Source organism: Stenotrophomonas sp. YJH_SMC_8 (genome assembly GCF_059371315.1).
Map to the genome: position 1 here is coordinate 40715 of NZ_JCAFUL010000017.1, position 17442 is coordinate 58156.

At 66.1% G+C, this 17442-nt stretch carries 13 protein-coding genes; 9 read left to right on the top strand and 4 right to left on the bottom strand.

Annotation, left to right across the window (positions count from 1 at the left end; translation table 11 throughout):
* Positions 1-39 precede the first annotated feature (39 nt).
* Both AC5P88_RS17500 and AC5P88_RS17505 read right to left on the bottom strand, forming a co-directional pair.
* The gene (locus AC5P88_RS17500) at positions 40-1026 is read right to left on the bottom strand and encodes a phosphatase PAP2 family protein (protein WP_495225620.1); all 987 of its coding nucleotides are present in this window, start codon (positions 1024-1026) and stop codon (positions 40-42) included.
* A 73-nt stretch (positions 1027-1099) separates the two neighbouring features.
* Complete coding sequence (locus AC5P88_RS17505) at positions 1100-2305, bottom strand: acyltransferase family protein (RefSeq protein WP_495225621.1); 1206 nt, start codon at positions 2303-2305, stop codon at positions 1100-1102.
* A 153-nt stretch (positions 2306-2458) separates the two neighbouring features.
* Here AC5P88_RS17505 and AC5P88_RS17510 point away from each other — a divergent pair, with 153 nt between their 5' ends.
* The 9 genes from AC5P88_RS17510 to AC5P88_RS17550 all read left to right on the top strand — a co-directional run bounded on the left by AC5P88_RS17510 (position 2459) and on the right by AC5P88_RS17550 (position 14551).
* Positions 2459-3379, top strand: a complete 921-nt coding sequence (locus AC5P88_RS17510; protein ID WP_428993035.1) for a LytTR family DNA-binding domain-containing protein — start codon at positions 2459-2461, stop codon at positions 3377-3379.
* A 39-nt stretch (positions 3380-3418) separates the two neighbouring features.
* Positions 3419-3640: a hypothetical protein gene (locus tag AC5P88_RS17515; RefSeq protein WP_495225631.1), complete on the top strand. Its 222-nt coding sequence runs from the start codon at positions 3419-3421 to the stop codon at positions 3638-3640.
* A protein-coding gene (gene prfB, locus AC5P88_RS17520) for a peptide chain release factor 2 (protein ID WP_099551678.1) occupies positions 3563-4688 on the top strand; the annotation gives its coding sequence in 2 pieces (ribosomal slippage) (positions 3563-3637 and positions 3639-4688; 1125 coding nt in all). Before AC5P88_RS17515 ends, prfB begins: the two co-directional genes overlap by 78 nt.
* Positions 4689-4842: 154 nt before the next feature.
* Positions 4843-5625: a helix-turn-helix transcriptional regulator gene (locus AC5P88_RS17525; protein WP_021204557.1), complete on the top strand. Its 783-nt coding sequence runs from the start codon at positions 4843-4845 to the stop codon at positions 5623-5625.
* Between the two features lie 577 nt (positions 5626-6202).
* Positions 6203-7588 carry an NAD-dependent succinate-semialdehyde dehydrogenase gene (locus AC5P88_RS17530; protein ID WP_495225622.1) on the top strand — a complete coding sequence of 462 codons (1386 nt, stop codon included), beginning with the start codon at positions 6203-6205 and terminating at the stop codon, positions 7586-7588.
* Between the two features lie 65 nt (positions 7589-7653).
* Positions 7654-9294, top strand: a complete 1641-nt coding sequence (locus tag AC5P88_RS17535; RefSeq protein WP_286075781.1) for an acetolactate synthase large subunit — start codon at positions 7654-7656, stop codon at positions 9292-9294.
* 220 nt (positions 9295-9514) lie between these two features.
* Positions 9515-11026, top strand: coding sequence for a lysine--tRNA ligase (lysS, locus tag AC5P88_RS17540; RefSeq protein WP_106550809.1), 1512 nt, complete (start codon positions 9515-9517; stop codon positions 11024-11026).
* Between the two features lie 205 nt (positions 11027-11231).
* On the top strand, positions 11232-12377 hold the full coding sequence (gene rpfG, locus AC5P88_RS17545) for a cyclic di-GMP phosphodiesterase response regulator RpfG (RefSeq protein WP_106550808.1): 1146 nt from the start codon (positions 11232-11234) through the stop codon (positions 12375-12377).
* A complete protein-coding gene (locus AC5P88_RS17550; RefSeq protein ID WP_495225624.1) occupies positions 12374-14551 on the top strand; it encodes a response regulator in 2178 nt (725 codons plus the stop codon). The genes rpfG and AC5P88_RS17550 overlap by 4 nt, the downstream gene beginning before the upstream one ends.
* A 74-nt stretch (positions 14552-14625) precedes the next feature.
* On the opposite strand, the gene AC5P88_RS17555 is transcribed toward AC5P88_RS17550, so the two are convergent.
* Both AC5P88_RS17555 and AC5P88_RS17560 read right to left on the bottom strand, forming a co-directional pair.
* The gene (locus tag AC5P88_RS17555; RefSeq protein WP_106550805.1) at positions 14626-15498 is read right to left on the bottom strand and encodes a crotonase/enoyl-CoA hydratase family protein; all 873 of its coding nucleotides are present in this window, start codon (positions 15496-15498) and stop codon (positions 14626-14628) included.
* A 161-nt stretch (positions 15499-15659) separates the two neighbouring features.
* Positions 15660-17336: a long-chain fatty acid--CoA ligase gene (locus AC5P88_RS17560; RefSeq protein WP_106550804.1), complete on the bottom strand. Its 1677-nt coding sequence runs from the start codon at positions 17334-17336 to the stop codon at positions 15660-15662.
* Between the last annotated feature and the right edge of the window lie 106 nt (positions 17337-17442).

Below are 17442 nucleotides of genomic sequence, written 5' to 3' on the forward strand. Positions count from 1 at the left end.
GCACAGCCGGGGGATGGCCTGTCCACGCATGGCGCGGATCTACTGCACGTCTTCGACTGCCGGAAGGCGCTGGCGCGGAATCCACCGCGCCAGCGCTACGCCGCCGCCGAGGATCAACAGCGTGCCGACGGTCTGCCACAGCAGCTCGGTCGCCGGTACCTCCGGCAGCGCCGCAGTTCCGGCAAGCCAGTCGATCAACGGCCGCACCAGCAGGTAGATCAGCACCACGCCCAACACGCGCAGTATCCGCTGCACGATACCCTGCGGATCCATCGGCCAGCCACGCCATTGCAGCCACGCCACCAGCAGGCCCAGTGCGAGCAGTCGACCGGCTTCACCCACCGGAACGAAGCGGGTGGTTGCCGCCGCCCAGGCCATCAGCACGCCCAGCCCCAGCAGGACCGGCAGCTGCCAACGCTGGTTTGAGCGCATGTCTGGCATCAACTGCCACGCCAGCAACGCAACACCGATGCCGACCAGCCAGCCGGCCAGCACGTCGGCCAGGAAGTGCCGGCCCAGGTACATCCGTGACACCGCCATCAGCAATGGCCAGCCGAACACCAATGCCCAGCGCAGCCAGCGGCGGCGGATGCCGAACGCCAGCAGCAGGCCCATGCAGGCGGCGGTGGCCACGCCCACGTGTCCACTGTTGAAGCCATAGTCGGCATCCGGCTGCACGCGCAACATCGCGGTGGCTCGGGCATCGGGCAGGGACCAGAACGTGTGCCCTCCGCCATCGACCACGAACGGGTGCGACGGCACCCCTTTGTCCAGCACGCGTGCATCCACGTCCGATGGACGGGGCAGGGCGGCACCCTGCTTGATCGCGTGGGTGGCGCAGGCCATCAGCAGTACCGCCAGCATCACGCACAGGCCGGCGCGCATTCGTGCGCCGAACGCGCAGAGCAGGATCAGCGCGGTGTAGGCCATTTCGTAGCCGAGCAGGCTGATGAACTGCATCAGCGCCAGCATCCAGCCGGCGTCAAAAGTCTGCTGCAGCCACAGGTGCCAGTGGGTCTGGAACATCCGTTGTCCTCATCATCCGTTTGTAAGCGGGCCAGGTAGAACCGCGCCAAGGCAGCCGAGTGTGGACTCGGCCCTACACCGGCGCAACACGTGCCACGGGCAGCGATGATGCGTCGTTGCGCAGGCCGAACAAGGGGCGCAACCAGCGCACGCGACGGATCAGCAGTTCGTGGATCAGCAGGCAGCCGCCAATGGTGCCGGCCACCAGCAGGGCGGGTTCAAGCCACGGACCAAGCTGCATCGGTCGCAGCGCGTACAGCAGGACGATCAGCACGGTCTGGTGGAGGATGTACCAGCTGAACACCGCCTCGCGGCAGTAGGCCAGGCCTGGCCAGGGACGGTCCAGCAATACGCGCGCCCAGCCGAACAGCGTCAGCAGCATGCACCAGGTATAGAGCGCGCGGCCAACGCGTTCGGTCTGGGCCCAGGGCAGGGCCAGCACCCAGGCATCCAGATCGCCCACATGTGGCAGGCGGGACAGTGCGCGGATGCCCAGCTCCAGGCACAGGCCCAGCACCGCCAGGACCAGGGTCACACGGCGCCCGCGTACCAGCAGATCCCAGCCGCGCTGCCAGCGCGCGGCAAGGAAACCGCCGAGGAACAATGGCAGCGACTCGGCATGCACGTAGACGTCGTCCAGCAGGGCGTGGGTGGGTGGCCAGCGCGGCATCAACACCAGCAGTGCCCAGGCCAACCAGGCCACCGGCAGCACCAGCAGCACGATTCCCAGTAGACGGTCGCTCGGCTGCCAGCGCGGCAGCGCACCGCGCAGCGGTCGCAGCACGCAGGCCAGCACCACCGCCAGCACGGTGTAGGGCAGCAGGTACGCGAGGTACCACAGGTGGTTCCAGGTGAAGCCGTAGGCAGCACCACTGAAGTGCGCCCCCGGCCATGGCTGGAACTGCCAGTAGCGCCACAGGAACCGGGCCAGCCCGGGTACCACGTCGCCCTTGTCCAGAGCTTCGTAGTAGGCCTGCAGGGACAAAACGGCGACGATGCCGAACAGCAGCGGCAGCAGCAGGCGCCAGCAGCGGCGGAGGGTGTGCTGCAGCCGGCCCTGGCCGGGCAGGGAAAGTCCCAGCGCGATACCGCTGATGGCGAACAGCAGCGGCATGCGCCACCGGTTCAGCGCGATCATCGGCCACTGCAGCCATTCGGCGGTGTAGGCGCTCTTGAGATGGAAATCCCAGCCGGCCACGTAGGCCATGGCGGCATGGTAGAGGATCAGCAGGGCGAAGGCGGCGATGCGCAGGGTGTCCAGATCGTGGCGACGGTGCATGGGCTGCAGGCATCAGGAGGAAGCTGCACGCTCCGCCAGCCGAGGCCCGGATGCCAGTGGATGGGGCGCGATGGCGGCCGTTCAGGGGCCAGTGGTGGGGCTGCTGGGACCAATGGCCGGTGCGAGCGGGGCCGGATGGGCAACAATGTCAGCATGGAAAATGGAGATCCGGCGGCGTTGTCCGCCCCTGTTGCCGAGCCACCGCCGCGTCGTGGACTGACCGCCCTGTTCTGGTCATTGCTGTTCCTGGGCACGGCCGCAGGAAACGTGCTGGCACAGTGGATGCGGGCGTTGCGCGACAGGCAGTCCTTTTCCGCTGGGGCGATCTCGATCGAGGAGTTCAGCAGCGCGCTGGCAAGCCTGGGGCTGCTGGCGCTTCTGCATGCGGCGGCTCGCCGCTGGCCGTTGCACGCAGACACGTGGAAGCGCCGCATCGGCTTCTACGTGCTGGGCGGCATCGGCTGGTGGCTGCTGCACGTCAGCGCCATGGTGCTGCTGCGCAAGCTGGCTTTCAGCCTGGTCGGGCAGCACTACACCTACGGCGACTGGCCGACGCAATGGTTCTACGAATTCTTCAAGGACGTGCAGACCTACAGCCTGCTGGTGATCGCCGTGCACGCCGTGGCCTGGTTCGGTCGCCAGCGGCAGGGTGAAGCACACCTGCTGGCCGAGCCCGACGACGGTCCACCGGTCGCGGCGGTCGAGCGCCCCCAGCACTTCCTGGTGCGCAAGCTGGGCAAGGAGTTCCTGGTGGCCACCGCAGACGTGGAGTACGCCCAGGCGGCGGGCAATTACGTGAACCTGCGGGTGCGCGGACATGACTATCCGCTGCGGATCACCATGGCGGTGCTGGAGCAGCGGTTGGATCCCGCAATGTTCCTGCGCCCTCACCGCAGCTGGCTGATCCATCGCGGCCAGCTGCGCTCGATCGAGCCGCTGGACGGCGGCGAGGCCCTGCTGCACATGGCCGACGGGGCCAAGGTGCCGTGCAGCCGGCGGCAGCTGCCGGTGCTGCGGCAGGCGCTGGGCGGGGCGGGCGCGGGCGCGACAGGCGCGGGTAGAGTCGACTGTTAGTCGACTATCGCGCGCAGCGCGGGCTCCACCGCAACCTGAATGAAAAGCAGTCAACTGGCAGTCGACTCTACAGCGGCGGGTCTACCAGTGGTTGGCTCCCAGCGGCAGGCCTGGTCCCTCATTCCGGGCACCCCCGGCCTGCGCTATCATTACCAGTCATCTTTTGAATGCATAACCGCCGACATGATCGAACTGAATCCTGTCCGCCAGCGCATCACCGATCTGACCGATCGCGTGCTGTCGCTTCGGGGGTATCTTTGACTACGACGCCAAGAAAGAGCGTCTTGAAGAAGTAACGCGGGAGCTGGAAAGTCCCGACGTCTGGAACAACGCCGAGTACGCCCAGAACCTGGGCCGCGAGCGTTCCAGTCTGGAAAAGACCGTGGGCGGCATCGCCTCGGTGCTGGACGGCCTGACCGACGCCACCGAACTGCTGGAACTGGCCGAATCCGAGCAGGACGAGGACACCGCACTGGCCGTGGTCGCCGACCTGGACAAGCACCAGGCGCACGTCGAGAAGCTGGAATTCCAGCGCATGTTCTCCGGCGAAATGGACAATGCGGCGGCGTTCGTCGACATCCAGGCCGGTGCCGGTGGCACCGAAGCCCAGGACTGGGCCGAGATCCTGCTGCGCATGTACCTGCGCTGGTGTGAATCGCGCGGCTGGAAGACCGAGCTGATGGAAGTTTCCGGTGGTGACGTCGCTGGCATCAAGTCGGCCACGCTGCGCGTGGAAGGCGACTATGCCTATGGCTGGCTGAAGACCGAGACCGGCGTGCACCGCCTGGTGCGCAAGTCGCCGTTCGACTCGGACAACCGCCGCCACACCAGCTTCACCTCGGTGTTCGTGTCGCCGGAAATCGATGACAACATCGACATCACCATCAACCCGGCCGACCTGCGGACCGACGTGTACCGCTCGTCCGGTGCCGGTGGCCAGCACGTGAACAAGACCGAGTCGGCGGTGCGTATCACCCACATCCCGACCAACATCGTTGTGGCGTGCCAGACCGGCCGCAGCCAGCACCAGAACCGCGACAACGCGATGAAGATGCTGGCCGCCAAGCTGTACGAGCTGGAGATCCAGAAGCGCAACGCCGAGAAGGACGCGGTGGAAGCCACCAAGTCCGACATCGGCTGGGGCAGCCAGATCCGCAACTACGTGCTGGACCAGAGCCGCATCAAGGACCTGCGTACCGGCATCGAACGCTCGGATACGCAGAAGGTGCTCGACGGCGACCTGGACGAGTTCGTCGAGGCCAGCCTGAAGGCCGGCCTCGCCGTAGGCTCCAAGCGCGTCGATGCCTGATCGACGCGCCTGCGCGGATATGGTCACCCTCGTGCGCAACGCCGAGGGTGGCCGATCACGCGTTCTGTAGAGCCGAGCCCATGCTCGGCTGCTGTTGGCGCAGTAGCAGATGCGTCGAGCATGGCTCGACGCTACAACGGGCACGGCGGTAGCGATGATGCGCAGCGAAAGTGAACGCAAGGAACTCGGCGGCTTCCTCAAGGCCTGCCGCGCCCGTGTCGACCCTGCCACCCTCGGCCTGCCGGCCGGGCGCCGGCGGACCCCGGGACTGAAGCGCGAGGAAGTCGCCCTGGCCATCGGGGTCAGCGTCAGCTGGTACACCTGGATCGAGCAGGGCCGTGAAGTGCGCGCCTCGCCCGAGGTGCTGGAGCGGCTGGCGCAGGTGCTGCGCATGAGCGATGACGAGCGCGCCTATGCGTTCGCGCTGTCCGGTTACGGCGTGCCGCTGGAATCACCGGACGAGAGCGTGACCGACGGGCTGCGCCAGCTGGTGGAGGCGATGCAGCCGATCCCGGCTTACGTGCGCAATACCCGTTTCGACATCCTGGCCTGGAACCCGGCCATCGCCGACCTGTTCGTGGACTACAGCCAGCTGGCACCGCATGAGCGCAACACGCTGCGGCTGATGTTCCTGTACCCGCCGTACCGCACGCTGATCCTCAACTGGGAAGAAATGACCCGCGGCCTGCTGGCCGGCTTCCGCGCGGCGATGGCACAGGCGCCGGACAAGGCGCCGTTCCTGGCGCTGGTGGAGGATATCGCGGCGCATAGCGAGGAGTTCCGCCAGTGGTGGCCGGAACACGATGTGCGGCGGTTCGATGAAGGTGCGAAGAAGTTGAACCATCCCACGCGCGGGTTGCTGGACCTGCAGTACGTGGCGCTGGTGCCGGAGAGCCGGCACGACCTTTCCTTGGTTACTTACCTGCCGCGTAGGTAGGTTGGTCGGCAGGGCTGCGCCCTGCACCCGCAGAGGCCTCAAGCCAAGGCAACGGCAACAGCGTGCATTCCGTGGGATGGCGGGGTGGGTCCGGTTGCGGGAGACGCCGTAAACCCATCCATGGGGGCTTGGCCGCGGCATCCATGCCGCGGACACTCCCGCAACCGGACCCACCCCGCCTTCGACAGTTGGCCGGCGGCCAGTAGATCCACGCCATGCGTGGATGGTTTTCGATTTGAGATATTTGATTCCGATCAGATTCATCCACGCATGGCGTGAATCTACTGTGGCGACCGATTAGCGTCTGGGGCAGAGCCCCCTGAGTCAGGGGGCGGCCGCGAGGCGGCGGGGGGCTGGGAGCTGGTAAGTGGGGCCCGCGGTTCGCGCAGCGAAGCGTGGGAGCGGTAGCGCGCATGCGATGGGGCGTACCCAGGCGCAGCCCTGCCGACCAACCCCATTCAGGCAGGTAAGTGCAGGTCACAGGATAAGCAGACGCCTTGTTGCGTTCATCAATCGGGTCCACATTCCTGTGCAGGAGACGGGCAGCCGCCCGTTGTCGAGACACCAGGAGACCTGCATGTCCGCTGCCCCCAGTACTGCCATTTCCCGCGATCCGGCCACCGGCCAGCAGATCGCCAGCCATCCCTTCGCTACCGACGCCGAACTGGAAGCCATCCTCGATCGCGGCCAGGTTGGCTTTGCCGCCTGGAGCGCCAGGAGCCTGGAGCAGCGGGCCGAGGTGCTGCGCGCGATGGCCGCTGTACTGCGCCGTGACCGCGAGAAACTGGCTGCGCTGGCCACCGCCGAAATGGGCAAGGTCCAGGCCGAATCGCTGGCCGAGATCGAAAAGTGCGCCGTGCTGTGCGACTGGTACGCCGATCATGGCGCGCAGTTCCTGCGCGACGAACCGACCCAGGTGCCCGACGACAAGGCCTACGTGTCCTACCTGCCACTGGGCGTGGTGCTGGGCATCATGCCGTGGAACTTCCCGTACTGGCAGGTGATGCGCGCAGCGGTGCCGATCCTGATGGGCGGCAACGGTTTCCTGCTGAAGCCGGCCGAGAACATCGTCGGCACCGCGCAGCTGCTCGACGCGGCCTGGCGCGATGCCGGGCTGCCGGAGGGCACCTTCATCGCCGCCAACATCAGCCGCGAGGGCACCAGCCGCGCGATTGCCGATGACCGCATTGCCGCGGTGACCCTGACCGGCAGCGTGGCCGCCGGCCGCAGCATCGCTGCGCAGGCCGGGCAGGCGCTGAAGAAGGTGGTGCTGGAACTGGGCGGTTCCGACCCGTTCATCGTGCTGGCCGATGCCGATCTTGATGCGGCCGTCGATGCGGCGGTGGCCTCGCGTTTCCAGAACACCGGGCAGGTCTGCATCGCCGGCAAGCGCATCATCGTCGAAGACGCGGTCTACGATCGTTTCGTGGCGCAGTTCTGCCAGAAGGTGCAGGCGCTGACCATCGGTGACGGTCGCGACCCCGGCAACCGCATCGGCCCGATGGCGCGCCAGGACCTGCTTGAACAGCTCGATGCGCAGGTGCGCGCGTCGGTCGACGCCGGTGCGCAGCTGCTGGTCGGCGGGCACCAGCTCGATCGTCCGGGTGCGTTCTATGCGCCCACCGTGCTGGCCGGGGTGGAGCCGGGCATGCAGGCCTTCGATACCGAGACCTTCGGGCCGGTGGCCTCGATCAGCCGCGCCCGTGACGCCGACCATGCGGTGGAACTGGCCAACCAGAGCGAGTTCGGCCTCAGCGGCAACCTGTGGACTGGCGACCGTGCCCGAGCCATGCAGCTGGCCCGCCGGCTGCAGACCGGCGGCGTGTTCGTCAACGGCTTCTCGGCCTCCGACCCGCGCGTGCCGATCGGCGGTGTGAAGAAGAGCGGCTTCGGTCGTGAGCTCTCGCACTTCGGCATCCGCGAGTTCGTCAACGCGCAGACGGTGTGGTTCGACAAGCGTTGACGCGCGGCTTCCATCCTTCCTGCAACGATCCACCATCAGTCCAGCGAAAAAAGGACGGCATTCCCATGTCCAAGGGTTCAGACCTGCTCGTCGCCGCACTTGAGAACGAAGGCGTCGAGCGCATTTTCGGCATTCCCGGCGAAGAGAACCTCGACGTCGTCGAGTCGCTCCGCCATTCCAGCATCGAGCTGGTGATCACCCGCCACGAACAGGCGGCGGTGTTCATGGCCGCCACCTACGGCCGCCTCACGGGGAAGCCGGGCGTGTGCCTGGCCACGCTCGGTCCGGGCGCGCTCAATTTCACCACCGGCGCCGCCTACGCGCTGCTTGGCGCGTGGCCGGTCATCATGATCACCGGCCAGAAGGGCATCGTCGCCAGCAAGCAGGCGCGCTTCCAGATCGTCGACATCGTCAGCACGATGAAGCCGCTGACCAAGCAGGCGCGGCAGATCGTCTCGGCACGTACCATCCCGACCATCGTCCGCGAGGCGTTCCGGGTGGCCCAGGAAGAGCGCCCCGGACCGGTGCTGCTGGAGCTGCCGGAAGATATCGCGGCCGATGAAGTCGAGGGCGTGGCACTGATTCCCCCGCACGCGGTGGACCGGCCGATTGCCAGCCCGGAGGCGCTGGATCGCGCGGCCGAGATCATCCGCAATGCCAAGCGCCCGCTGCTGATGATCGCCTCGGCCGCCTCGCGGCCGCAGTCCAGCGAGGCGCTGTCGGCGTTCGTGCTGCGCGCCGGCATCCCGTTCTTCACCACGCAGATGGGCAAGGGCGCGGTGGCCGGTGGCTCCGGCCTTTACATGGGCACCGCGGCGCTGACCGAACGCGACTACGTGCACATGGCCATCGACCAGGCCGACGTGATCGTGACCATCGGCCATGAGGTCACCGAGAAGCCGCCATTCGTGATGCGTCCGGGTGGCCCGACCGTGATCCATATCGGTTACTCGCAGGCGGCGGTGGAGCAGGTGTACTTCCCGCAGGTGGAGGTGATCGGCGATATCGGCCGTTCGCTGACCCAGCTGGCCGACCGCATCGAAGGCGCAGTGCCGAACGCCGACGCACTGCTGCCGTTGCGCGCGACCATCCTCGAGCATCTGGCCGACCGTGCCGAGGAGGCCGGTTTCACTCCGCAACGGCTGGTGCATGACGTGCGCCAGGTGATGCCGCCAGACGGCATCGTGGCGCTGGACAACGGCATGTACAAGATCTGGTTTGCGCGCAACTACCGCACCCAGGTGGCCAACACGCTGCTGCTGGACAACGCGCTGGCGACGATGGGTGCAGGCCTGCCGTCGGCGATCATGGCCTCGATCCTGTACCCGCAGCGGCGGGTGCTGGCGGTGTGCGGCGACGGTGGGTTCATGATGAACAGCCAGGAGCTGGAGACCGCGCGCAGGCTGGGCCTGAACCTGGTGGTGCTGATCCTCAACGACGGCGCCTACGGGATGATCCGCTGGAAGCAGGCGGTGGATGGCTTCACCGACTACGGCATGACCTTCAGCAACCCGGACTTCGTCAGGTACGCGGAAGCCTATGGCTGCAAGGGGCATGAGGTGACCGCCATCGAGCAGTTCATCCCGACGCTGGAGGCGGCGTTCAACGAGGGCGGGGTGCACCTGGTGTCGGTGCCGATCGATTATTCGGAGAACCAGCGGGTGCTGGTGGACGAGTTGAGGCAGGCGTTCCCCGGGAACGGGTGACGCCGGCCCCGCGCGGTCTGGTGGGTGTCGACCTTGGTCGACACGCGGGCCGCCAACCAAGGTTGGGAGCTACCGGGGCATCGCCAAACGGGGTCAGATCCCTTTGCGCCGCAAAGGGATCTGACCCCTCTCCCGGCCGGGGCAGGGCGGTTTTGGTATGCTGTGGAGCCGGCCGTGCCGGGCGCAACATCCCCCCTCACTACACGATTCCCGCAGATCCATGAGCGAAGCTACCGATACCCCCCCCGTTGACGAAAACAAGTTGATCGCCGAGCGCCGCGAGAAACTCAAAACGCTGCGTGGGCAGGGCATCGCGTACCCGAACGACTTCCGTCGCGAGGACTTCGCCGGCCGCCTGCAGGAGGAGTTTGCCAACGCTGAAACCTGGACCGCCGAGGCGCTGGAAGGCAACGGCCGCCAAGTGAAGATGGCCGGCCGCCTGATGGCCAAGCGCATCATGGGCAAGGCCAGTTTCGCGCAGATCCAGGACGAGTCCGGCCGTATCCAGCTGTTCCTGCAGGGTGCCGTGCTGGGTGATGCCTACACCGCCTTCAAGGGCTGGGACGTGGGCGACATCATCGCCGTGGAAGGCGGCCTGACCCGCACCAAGACCGGCGAACTGTCGGTCAAGGCCGAGTCGATCCGCCTGCTGACCAAGTCGCTGCGCCCGCTGCCGGACAAGTGGCACGGCCTGGCCGACGTCGAGCAGCGTTACCGCCAGCGTTACGTCGACCTGATCGTGACCCCGGAATCGCGCGCGGTGTTCATCAAGCGCTCGAAGATCATCCGTGCCATGCGCGCGTGGCTGGACAACCGCGACTTCCTGGAAGTCGAGACGCCGATGATGCATTACATCCCCGGCGGCGCGGCGGCCAAGCCGTTCACCACCCACCACAATGCGCTGGACCTGGACCTGTACCTGCGCGTGGCGCCGGAGCTGTACCTCAAGCGCCTGACCGTGGGTGGCCTGGAGCGCGTGTACGAGATCAACCGCAACTTCCGCAATGAAGGCGTCAGCACCCGCCACAACCCGGAATTCACCATGATGGAACTGTACGAGGCCTATGCCACGTACAACGAAATCATGGACCTGACCGAAGGCGTGATCCGTGACGTGGCCCAGGCCGTGAACGGTGGCACCGAAGTGGAATGGGACGGCGCGAAGATCGATCTGGGCCCGGCCTTCCGTCGCTGGCGCATGGATGAAGCGGTGCGCCACCACAACCCGGAAATCTCCGCGGCCGACTGCACCGACCGTGAGGCGCTGCTGCGTCATTGCGAGCGCTTGAAGATCCGCGTCAAGCCGTCTTACGGCTGGGGCAAGCTGCTGCTGGAGATCTTCGAAGCCACGGTCGAACACACCCTGATCCAGCCGACCTTCATCACCGATCACCCGGTGGAGGTCTCGCCGCTGGCCCGTGCCAACGACAACGATCCGGGCTACACCGACCGCTTCGAGCTGTTCGTCAACGGCAAGGAGCTGGCCAACGGCTTCTCCGAGCTGAACGACCCCGAAGACCAGGCGCAGCGTTTCCAGGCCCAGGTGGCCGCGAAGGAAGGCGGCGACGACGAGGCGATGCACTACGATGCCGACTACATCCGTGCGCTGGAGTACGGTATGGCGCCGACCGGTGGCCTTGGCATCGGCGTCGATCGACTGGTGATGCTGCTGACCGGCAGCAGTTCGATCCGCGACGTACTGCTGTTCCCCTACATGCGTCCGGAGCAGTAAGTCGCTTTTCTGACTCCTGATTGTGCGCGCCGTCGCGAAACGAGACGGCGCATTTGACGCCTCCCGCACTCGGCGTATCGTTAATGCACTACCTTGACGTCCGTTATGGCTTGATCGGCGTCAGGGGGATGACGCATCGTGGAGAGTCCGCTTCACAATGCGATGACGATCATGAACCGGGACGCATGACACGGGAGTCGGGCCGATGCAGGGTGCGAGCGTTCGCAGCAGCAGGGTATCCTCGCCTGCTGATGATCCAGCATGGTCGAGAAACCAGGCGGAGTACGCGTTGAACATCGTCATTGTTGACGACCAGACGTCCGCGCGGACGATGCTGCGTCACGTCATCGAAGACATCGCGCCGGAACTGAGCGTGTATGACTTCGGTGATCCGCTGACCGCATTGGCCTGGTGCGAGGCGCACCCGGTCGACCTGCTGCTGCTCGATTACCGCATGCCGGAGATGGACGGGCTGGAGTTCGCCCGTCGTTTCCGTCGCCTGCCCAAGCACCGCGACATCCCGGTGATCCTGATCACCGTGGTCGGTGACGAGCCGATCCGGCAGGCAGCGCTGGAAGCTGGCGTGATCGATTTCCTGGTCAAGCCGATCCGCCCGCGCGAACTGCGCGCGCGCTGCTACAACCTGCTGCAGCTGCGCCAGCAGACCGAGAACGTGAAGCAGCGGGCGTTGTCGCTGGAGCAGCGCCTGTTGGCCAGCATGCACGAGGTCGAAGAGCGCGAACGCGAAACCCTGTCGCGATTGGCCCGGGCGATCGAGTTCCGTGATGCCGGCACCAGTGCCTATCTCGAACGCATGGCCCGCGTAGCCGGGCTGATCGCCGAGCAGCTGGGCCTGCCCGAGGATGACGTCAAACTGATCGAGATGGCGGCCCCGCTGCATGACATGGGCAAGATCGCCATTCCCGATGCGGTACTTCTCAAGCAGGGCAAACTCAACGACGAGGAGCTGGCGATCATGCGCCGGCACCCGCGCATCGGCCACGAGCTGCTGAGTGGCAGCCAGAACCGTTTCATCCAGGTGGGCGCGCTCATCGCGCTGCGCCACCACGAGCGCTATGACGGCAGCGGCTATCCCGATGGCCTGGTCGGCGAGGCGATCCCGCTGGAAGCGCGGATCGTTGCTGTCGCCGACGTCTTCGATGCACTGATCTCGCCCCGTCCGTACAAGGAAGCATGGACCATGGAAGCCACACTGGCTTATCTGTACGCCCAGCGTGGGCGATTGTTCGATCCGCGCTGCGTGGATGCGCTGATGCGCGGCCGTGAGCAGCTGGACCAGATCTGCGCCGAGCATTCGATGGCGTCCGCACGCCCGGGGCTGGGCGCGTGAAACGCCTGTTGTCGCGGCTGCGGCTGCGCCTGTCCCAGCGACAGGACAGCGAGCACGGCCAGCAGATTGTCCGTATCGTCCTGATCAGCCTGATCCTTGCCTACGTGCTGTTGCCGGCGCCGCGCCACGATCTGCCGCATGGGCAGTACGTGGGTGTGCTGGCGATCGTACTGACCGGATTGAGCCTCTCCCTGCTGCTGTTCGGGTGGCTGCTGTGGCGACCGGCACGTTCCGACGCGCGCCGCGTGCTGGGCATGCTGGCCGACTACGGCCTGATCGCGGCCGGCATGGTGCAGATGGGTGAGCCGCTGGCCTGGGTCTACATCGTGGTGATGTGGGTGACGGTCGGCAACGGCATGCGGTTCGGCAACCACTACCTGTACGTGGCAGTGGCAATGGCCATGGTGAGCTTCGGCTTCACCGTGCTCCAGACGCCGTACTGGATGCAGAATTTCCGCCTGGCCATCGGCCTCTGGCTCGGACTGGCCGCCGTGCCGCTGTACTTTTCCACGCTGCTGCGGCAGCTGACCGAAGCGATGGCCGAGGCCCGGCGCGCGAGCGAGGCCAAGAGCCGCTTCCTGGCCAACATGAGCCACGAGTTCCGCACGCCGTTGAATGGCCTCAACGGTATGACCGAAGTGCTGGCGACCACGCGCCTGGATGATGAGCAGCGCGAGTGCCTCAGTACCATCCAGGCGTCTTCGCGCAGCCTGCTGGCGCTGGTGGAGGAGGTGCTGGACATCTCTGCCATCGAGGCGGGCAAGCTGCGCGTGGTGGCCGAGGATTTCGCCGTGACCGACGTGATCCAGGCGATCGGGTTGATCCTGATGCCGCAGGCCAGGGCCAAGGGCCTGGATTACCGGGTGAAGGTTGCCGACGGCGTGCCACCGCGCGTGCGCGGCGACGTCGGGCACCTGCGGCAGATCCTGTTGAACCTGGCGGGCAACGCAGTCAAGTTCACCGACCACGGCCAGGTCGAGATCCGTGTCGGTGTGGTGCATGCTGATACCAGCGGCGCGGTGCGGCTGCGCTTCGACATTTTCGATACCGGCATCGGCGTGGCGCCGGCGATGCGTGCGCGCTTGTTCGATGCCTTCGAGCAGGCGGATGTGAGCATGGCGCGCCGCCATGAGGGCACGGGACTGGGCACGACCATCGCCAAGGGCCTGGTCGAAGCGATGGACGGCGACATCGGCTATCTGGAGAACCCACCGCGCGGTAGTCACTTCTGGGTCGAGCTGCCTTTCGCGCCACCGCAGCCGATGGTGCCGGGCGCGGTCCCGACCCTGTCCGGCGAGGAGGAGGCGGGGCCCGGCGGGAACGTGATTGCCTTTGCCGATCCATTCCTGCGTCATCGCGCGCGCGTGCGCAGCATGCAGATCCTGGTGGCCGACGACCACGAGGCCAACCGCATGGTCCTGCAGCGCCTGCTGCAGAAGGCCGGTCACCGGGTGCTGTGCGTCGACGGTGGTGAAGCCGTACTGGACGCATTGGCCGACAGCGAGTTCGATGCGGTCATCGTCGATCTGCACATGCCGGGCATGAGTGGGCTGGACATGCTCAAGGAACTGCGCGTGATGCAGGCCGGCGGTGGTCCGCGCACGCCGGTGCTGGTGCTCAGTGCCGATGTCACGCCGGAGGCGATCCAGCGCTGCACCCAGGCCGGTGCCCACGCATTCCTGGCCAAGCCCGTGGTGGCGGTACGGCTGCTCGACACCCTGGCCGAGATCGCCAGCAATGCCCAGTTGAGGACCATGGCTGCGCCGGTCGTGCGACCCGCGGCGCCGGTGCAGGATGGCGTGCTCGACAGCAGCGTGCTGGACGAGCTGGCGTCACTGGGAATGGGTGAAGGGTTCGAGCGTGAGTTCATCCGCCAGTGCCTGGAGGACGCAGCGAGCTGCATGGGCAAGGCCGAGCAGGCGGGTGAAACCGCGCAGTGGGAGGTGTTCCGCGAGCAGTCCCATGCGATCAAGGGCGTGGCCAGCAACCTCGGACTGATGCGCGCGTCCAACCGTGCCGGCGAGTTGATGCGGATGGCCGACTGGCAGTTGAAGGCCGAATGGCGCGTACGCCTGGGCGTGCTGCAGGACGCCATCAAGGAAGGCCGTCGTGCGCTGGATGCGCGCGCCGAGCGCCGCCTGCGCGGTGCCGCCGAGGATGGCGAGGCGCGCTGAGCTTGGGCGTGTGGCGTGATAAAAAAAGCCCGGCGGCCAACCGGGCTTGAACCCATCCTGGGGGAGGGGATGAATCAGGCCGCGTCGAGACCGGCGCGACGGGTCTGGGCCTTGATCAAGCGATCCATGGTGCGCAAGGAGCGGTCGCCAAGGGCGAGGGCGGAATCGACCCATACCTTGGTGATCTCCAGCAGTTCGTCGTAGCTGACCGCCTGGGCAATGCTGCGTGCGGCGTTCATTGCCAGATAGGACTGCGGGGTGCGTTGCTGCTGGCGGATCAATTCTTCAACTGCGGCACGACCTTCGCCCTTCTTCGCCAGTACATCGACGATGCCCAGCGCATGCATTTCCTCGGCGCTGTAGACACGGCCGTCAAGGATGATCTTCTCGGCCAGGTGCGGTGACACCCGCCGGCACAGGAACGAATAGGCCCCCATGCCGGGGAAAAGGCCGAACAGCACTTCGGGCAGGCCCATTCCGCTGCCTTCCTCGGCCACGATGGTGTGGCAGGCCAGTGCCATTTCCAGGCCACCGCCAAGCGCGTCGCCCTGGATCAGGGCGATCGAACGCACGTCGCCGCCGAATCCGGTATGCAGGTGGTGCACGCCTTCCACGCACCGCTGGGCGTAGTTCAGCAGGAGGTCGCGGTTGCCTTCGCGGATCAGGCGGGTGAACAGGTCCAGGTCGCCCCCCAGGTTGTAGGCGACGGCATCGGACGCCAGCACGAAATGCCGCAACGTGCCGCTGTGGCGCTCGGCGGGGCTGCGGGTGATGGCAGCCATGAAGCTCCACATCTCGTCGAGCATGTCCTTTCGGCAGCACGGACGGATGCCGGTGGCGGCATCGGCATGCATGAACAGCCAGTGGGCATTGCCGTCGGCGCTGTCCTCGGTACGGATGGTGGCAAAACGCGAGCCGCTGCTGGGCAGCTTTTCGATGGTACTCATGGAAGGGTCCTCGGCATGCGGCCCGCAGAGTCAGGTGGGTGGCCGGCGGGCCGAACGGTCCACACACGCGGCGATGCTACACCGCCACCGGGGCGCCGCATGCGAAAGGGCCCGGAACGTTTCCGTCCCGGGCCCGATGCCGTTCAAATTGCCCGAAACCCTTACTGGGCGGGCGTATCGCGGAGTTCGCGACGGAGGATTTTGCCGACGTTGGTCTTCGGCAGCTCCTTTCGGAATTCTACGATTTTGGGGTGCTTGTAACCGGTCAGGTTGGCCCGGGCATGCTCCTTGACCATTTCGGCGGTCAGGTTCGGGTCCTTCTTCACGATGACCACCTTGACCACCTCGCCGGATTTCTCGTCCGGCACGCCGACCGCAGCCACTTCCAGCACGCCGGGCATCATCGCGATGACATCCTCGACTTCGTTCGGGTACACGTTGAAGCCGGACACCAGGATCATGTCCTTCTTGCGGTCGACGATGTAGAAGAAGCCCTGTTCGTCCATCTTCGCCATGTCGCCGGTGTGCAGCCAGCCGTCGGCGTCGATGGCCTTGTCGGTTTCCTCCGGACGCTGCCAATAGCCCTTCATCACCTGTGGGCCCTTGATGCAGAGTTCGCCGACTTCGCCCAGCGGCAGGATGTTGCTGTTGTCATCCTTGATGCAGGCATCGGTGGACGGGATCGGCAGGCCGATCGAACCGTTGTACTCGGTGAGGGTAAGCGGGTTGATGCAGGCCGCCGGCGACGTCTCGGTCAGGCCATAGGCCTCGACCAGGGTAACGCCGGTCACCTTTTTCCAGCGTTCGGCCACGGCGCGCTGCACGGCCATGCCGCCACCCAGGGTGACCTTCAGCGACGAGAAGTCGACCGTGTCGAAACCGGGGGTATTGAGCAGGCCGTTGAACAGCGTGTTGACGCCGGTGATGGCGGTGAAGCGCACCGACTTGAGCTCCTTGACGAAACCCTTCATGTCGCGCGGATTGGTGATCAGGTGGTTGCAGCCACCGAACTTCATGAAGACCAGGCCGTTCGCCGTCAATGCGAAGATGTGGTACAGCGGCAGGGCGGTAATGATCCACTCCTTGCCCATCTCGATGCCCGACGCACTGATCCAGGCCGAGGCCTGCTGCATGTTGGCGATCAGGTTGCGGTTGGTCAGCATCGCACCCTTGGCCACGCCGGTGGTGCCGCCGGTGTACTGCAGGAAGGCGATGTCGTCGTGGTCGATCTCGACCGGCGGGAGCGCGTGGCGGCTGCCCAGCTTGAGTGCCTGCCTGAAGCGGACGGCACCCTTGACGTGGTAGTTGGGCACCATCTTCTTGATGTACTTCAGCACGAAGTTGACGATCGCGCCCTTGGCGCCGAGCAGGTCGCCCAGGCCGGTGGTGATTACGTGCTTGACCGGCGTGTCGGCGATGACCTGCTCGACGGTATCGCCGAAGTTGTCGACCACGACCAGCGCGGTCACGCCGGCGTCGACCAGCTGGTGCTTCAGCTCGCGGGCGGTGTACAGCGGGTTGACGTTGACCACGGTGAGGCCTGCGCGCAGCACGCCGAAGGTGGCCACCGGATACTGCAGGCAGTTGGGCATCATCAGGGCGACGCGGTCACCCTTCTTGAGCTTGAGCTCACCCAGCAGGTAGGCCGCGAACTGGGTGACCAGCGCATCGGTCTCACCGTAGGTGAGCACCTTGCCGAAGCTGGAGTAGGCCGGACGGTCGCGGAACTTCGCGACGGAAGCGTCGAAGACCGAAGCTACCGAATGGAACTCGTTGACGTCGATCTCGGCGGGAACGCCTTTCGGATAGCTCTGCAGCCAGGGACGATCCAGACTCATATTCCCCCTCCAGGAATCGTGATGTATTAGGTTCCGGCCCTGAGCGTAGCGACAATGGCCGTTCATTGCAGCATACCCCGCCGTAGGGAAAACGCGAAGAGGGGGT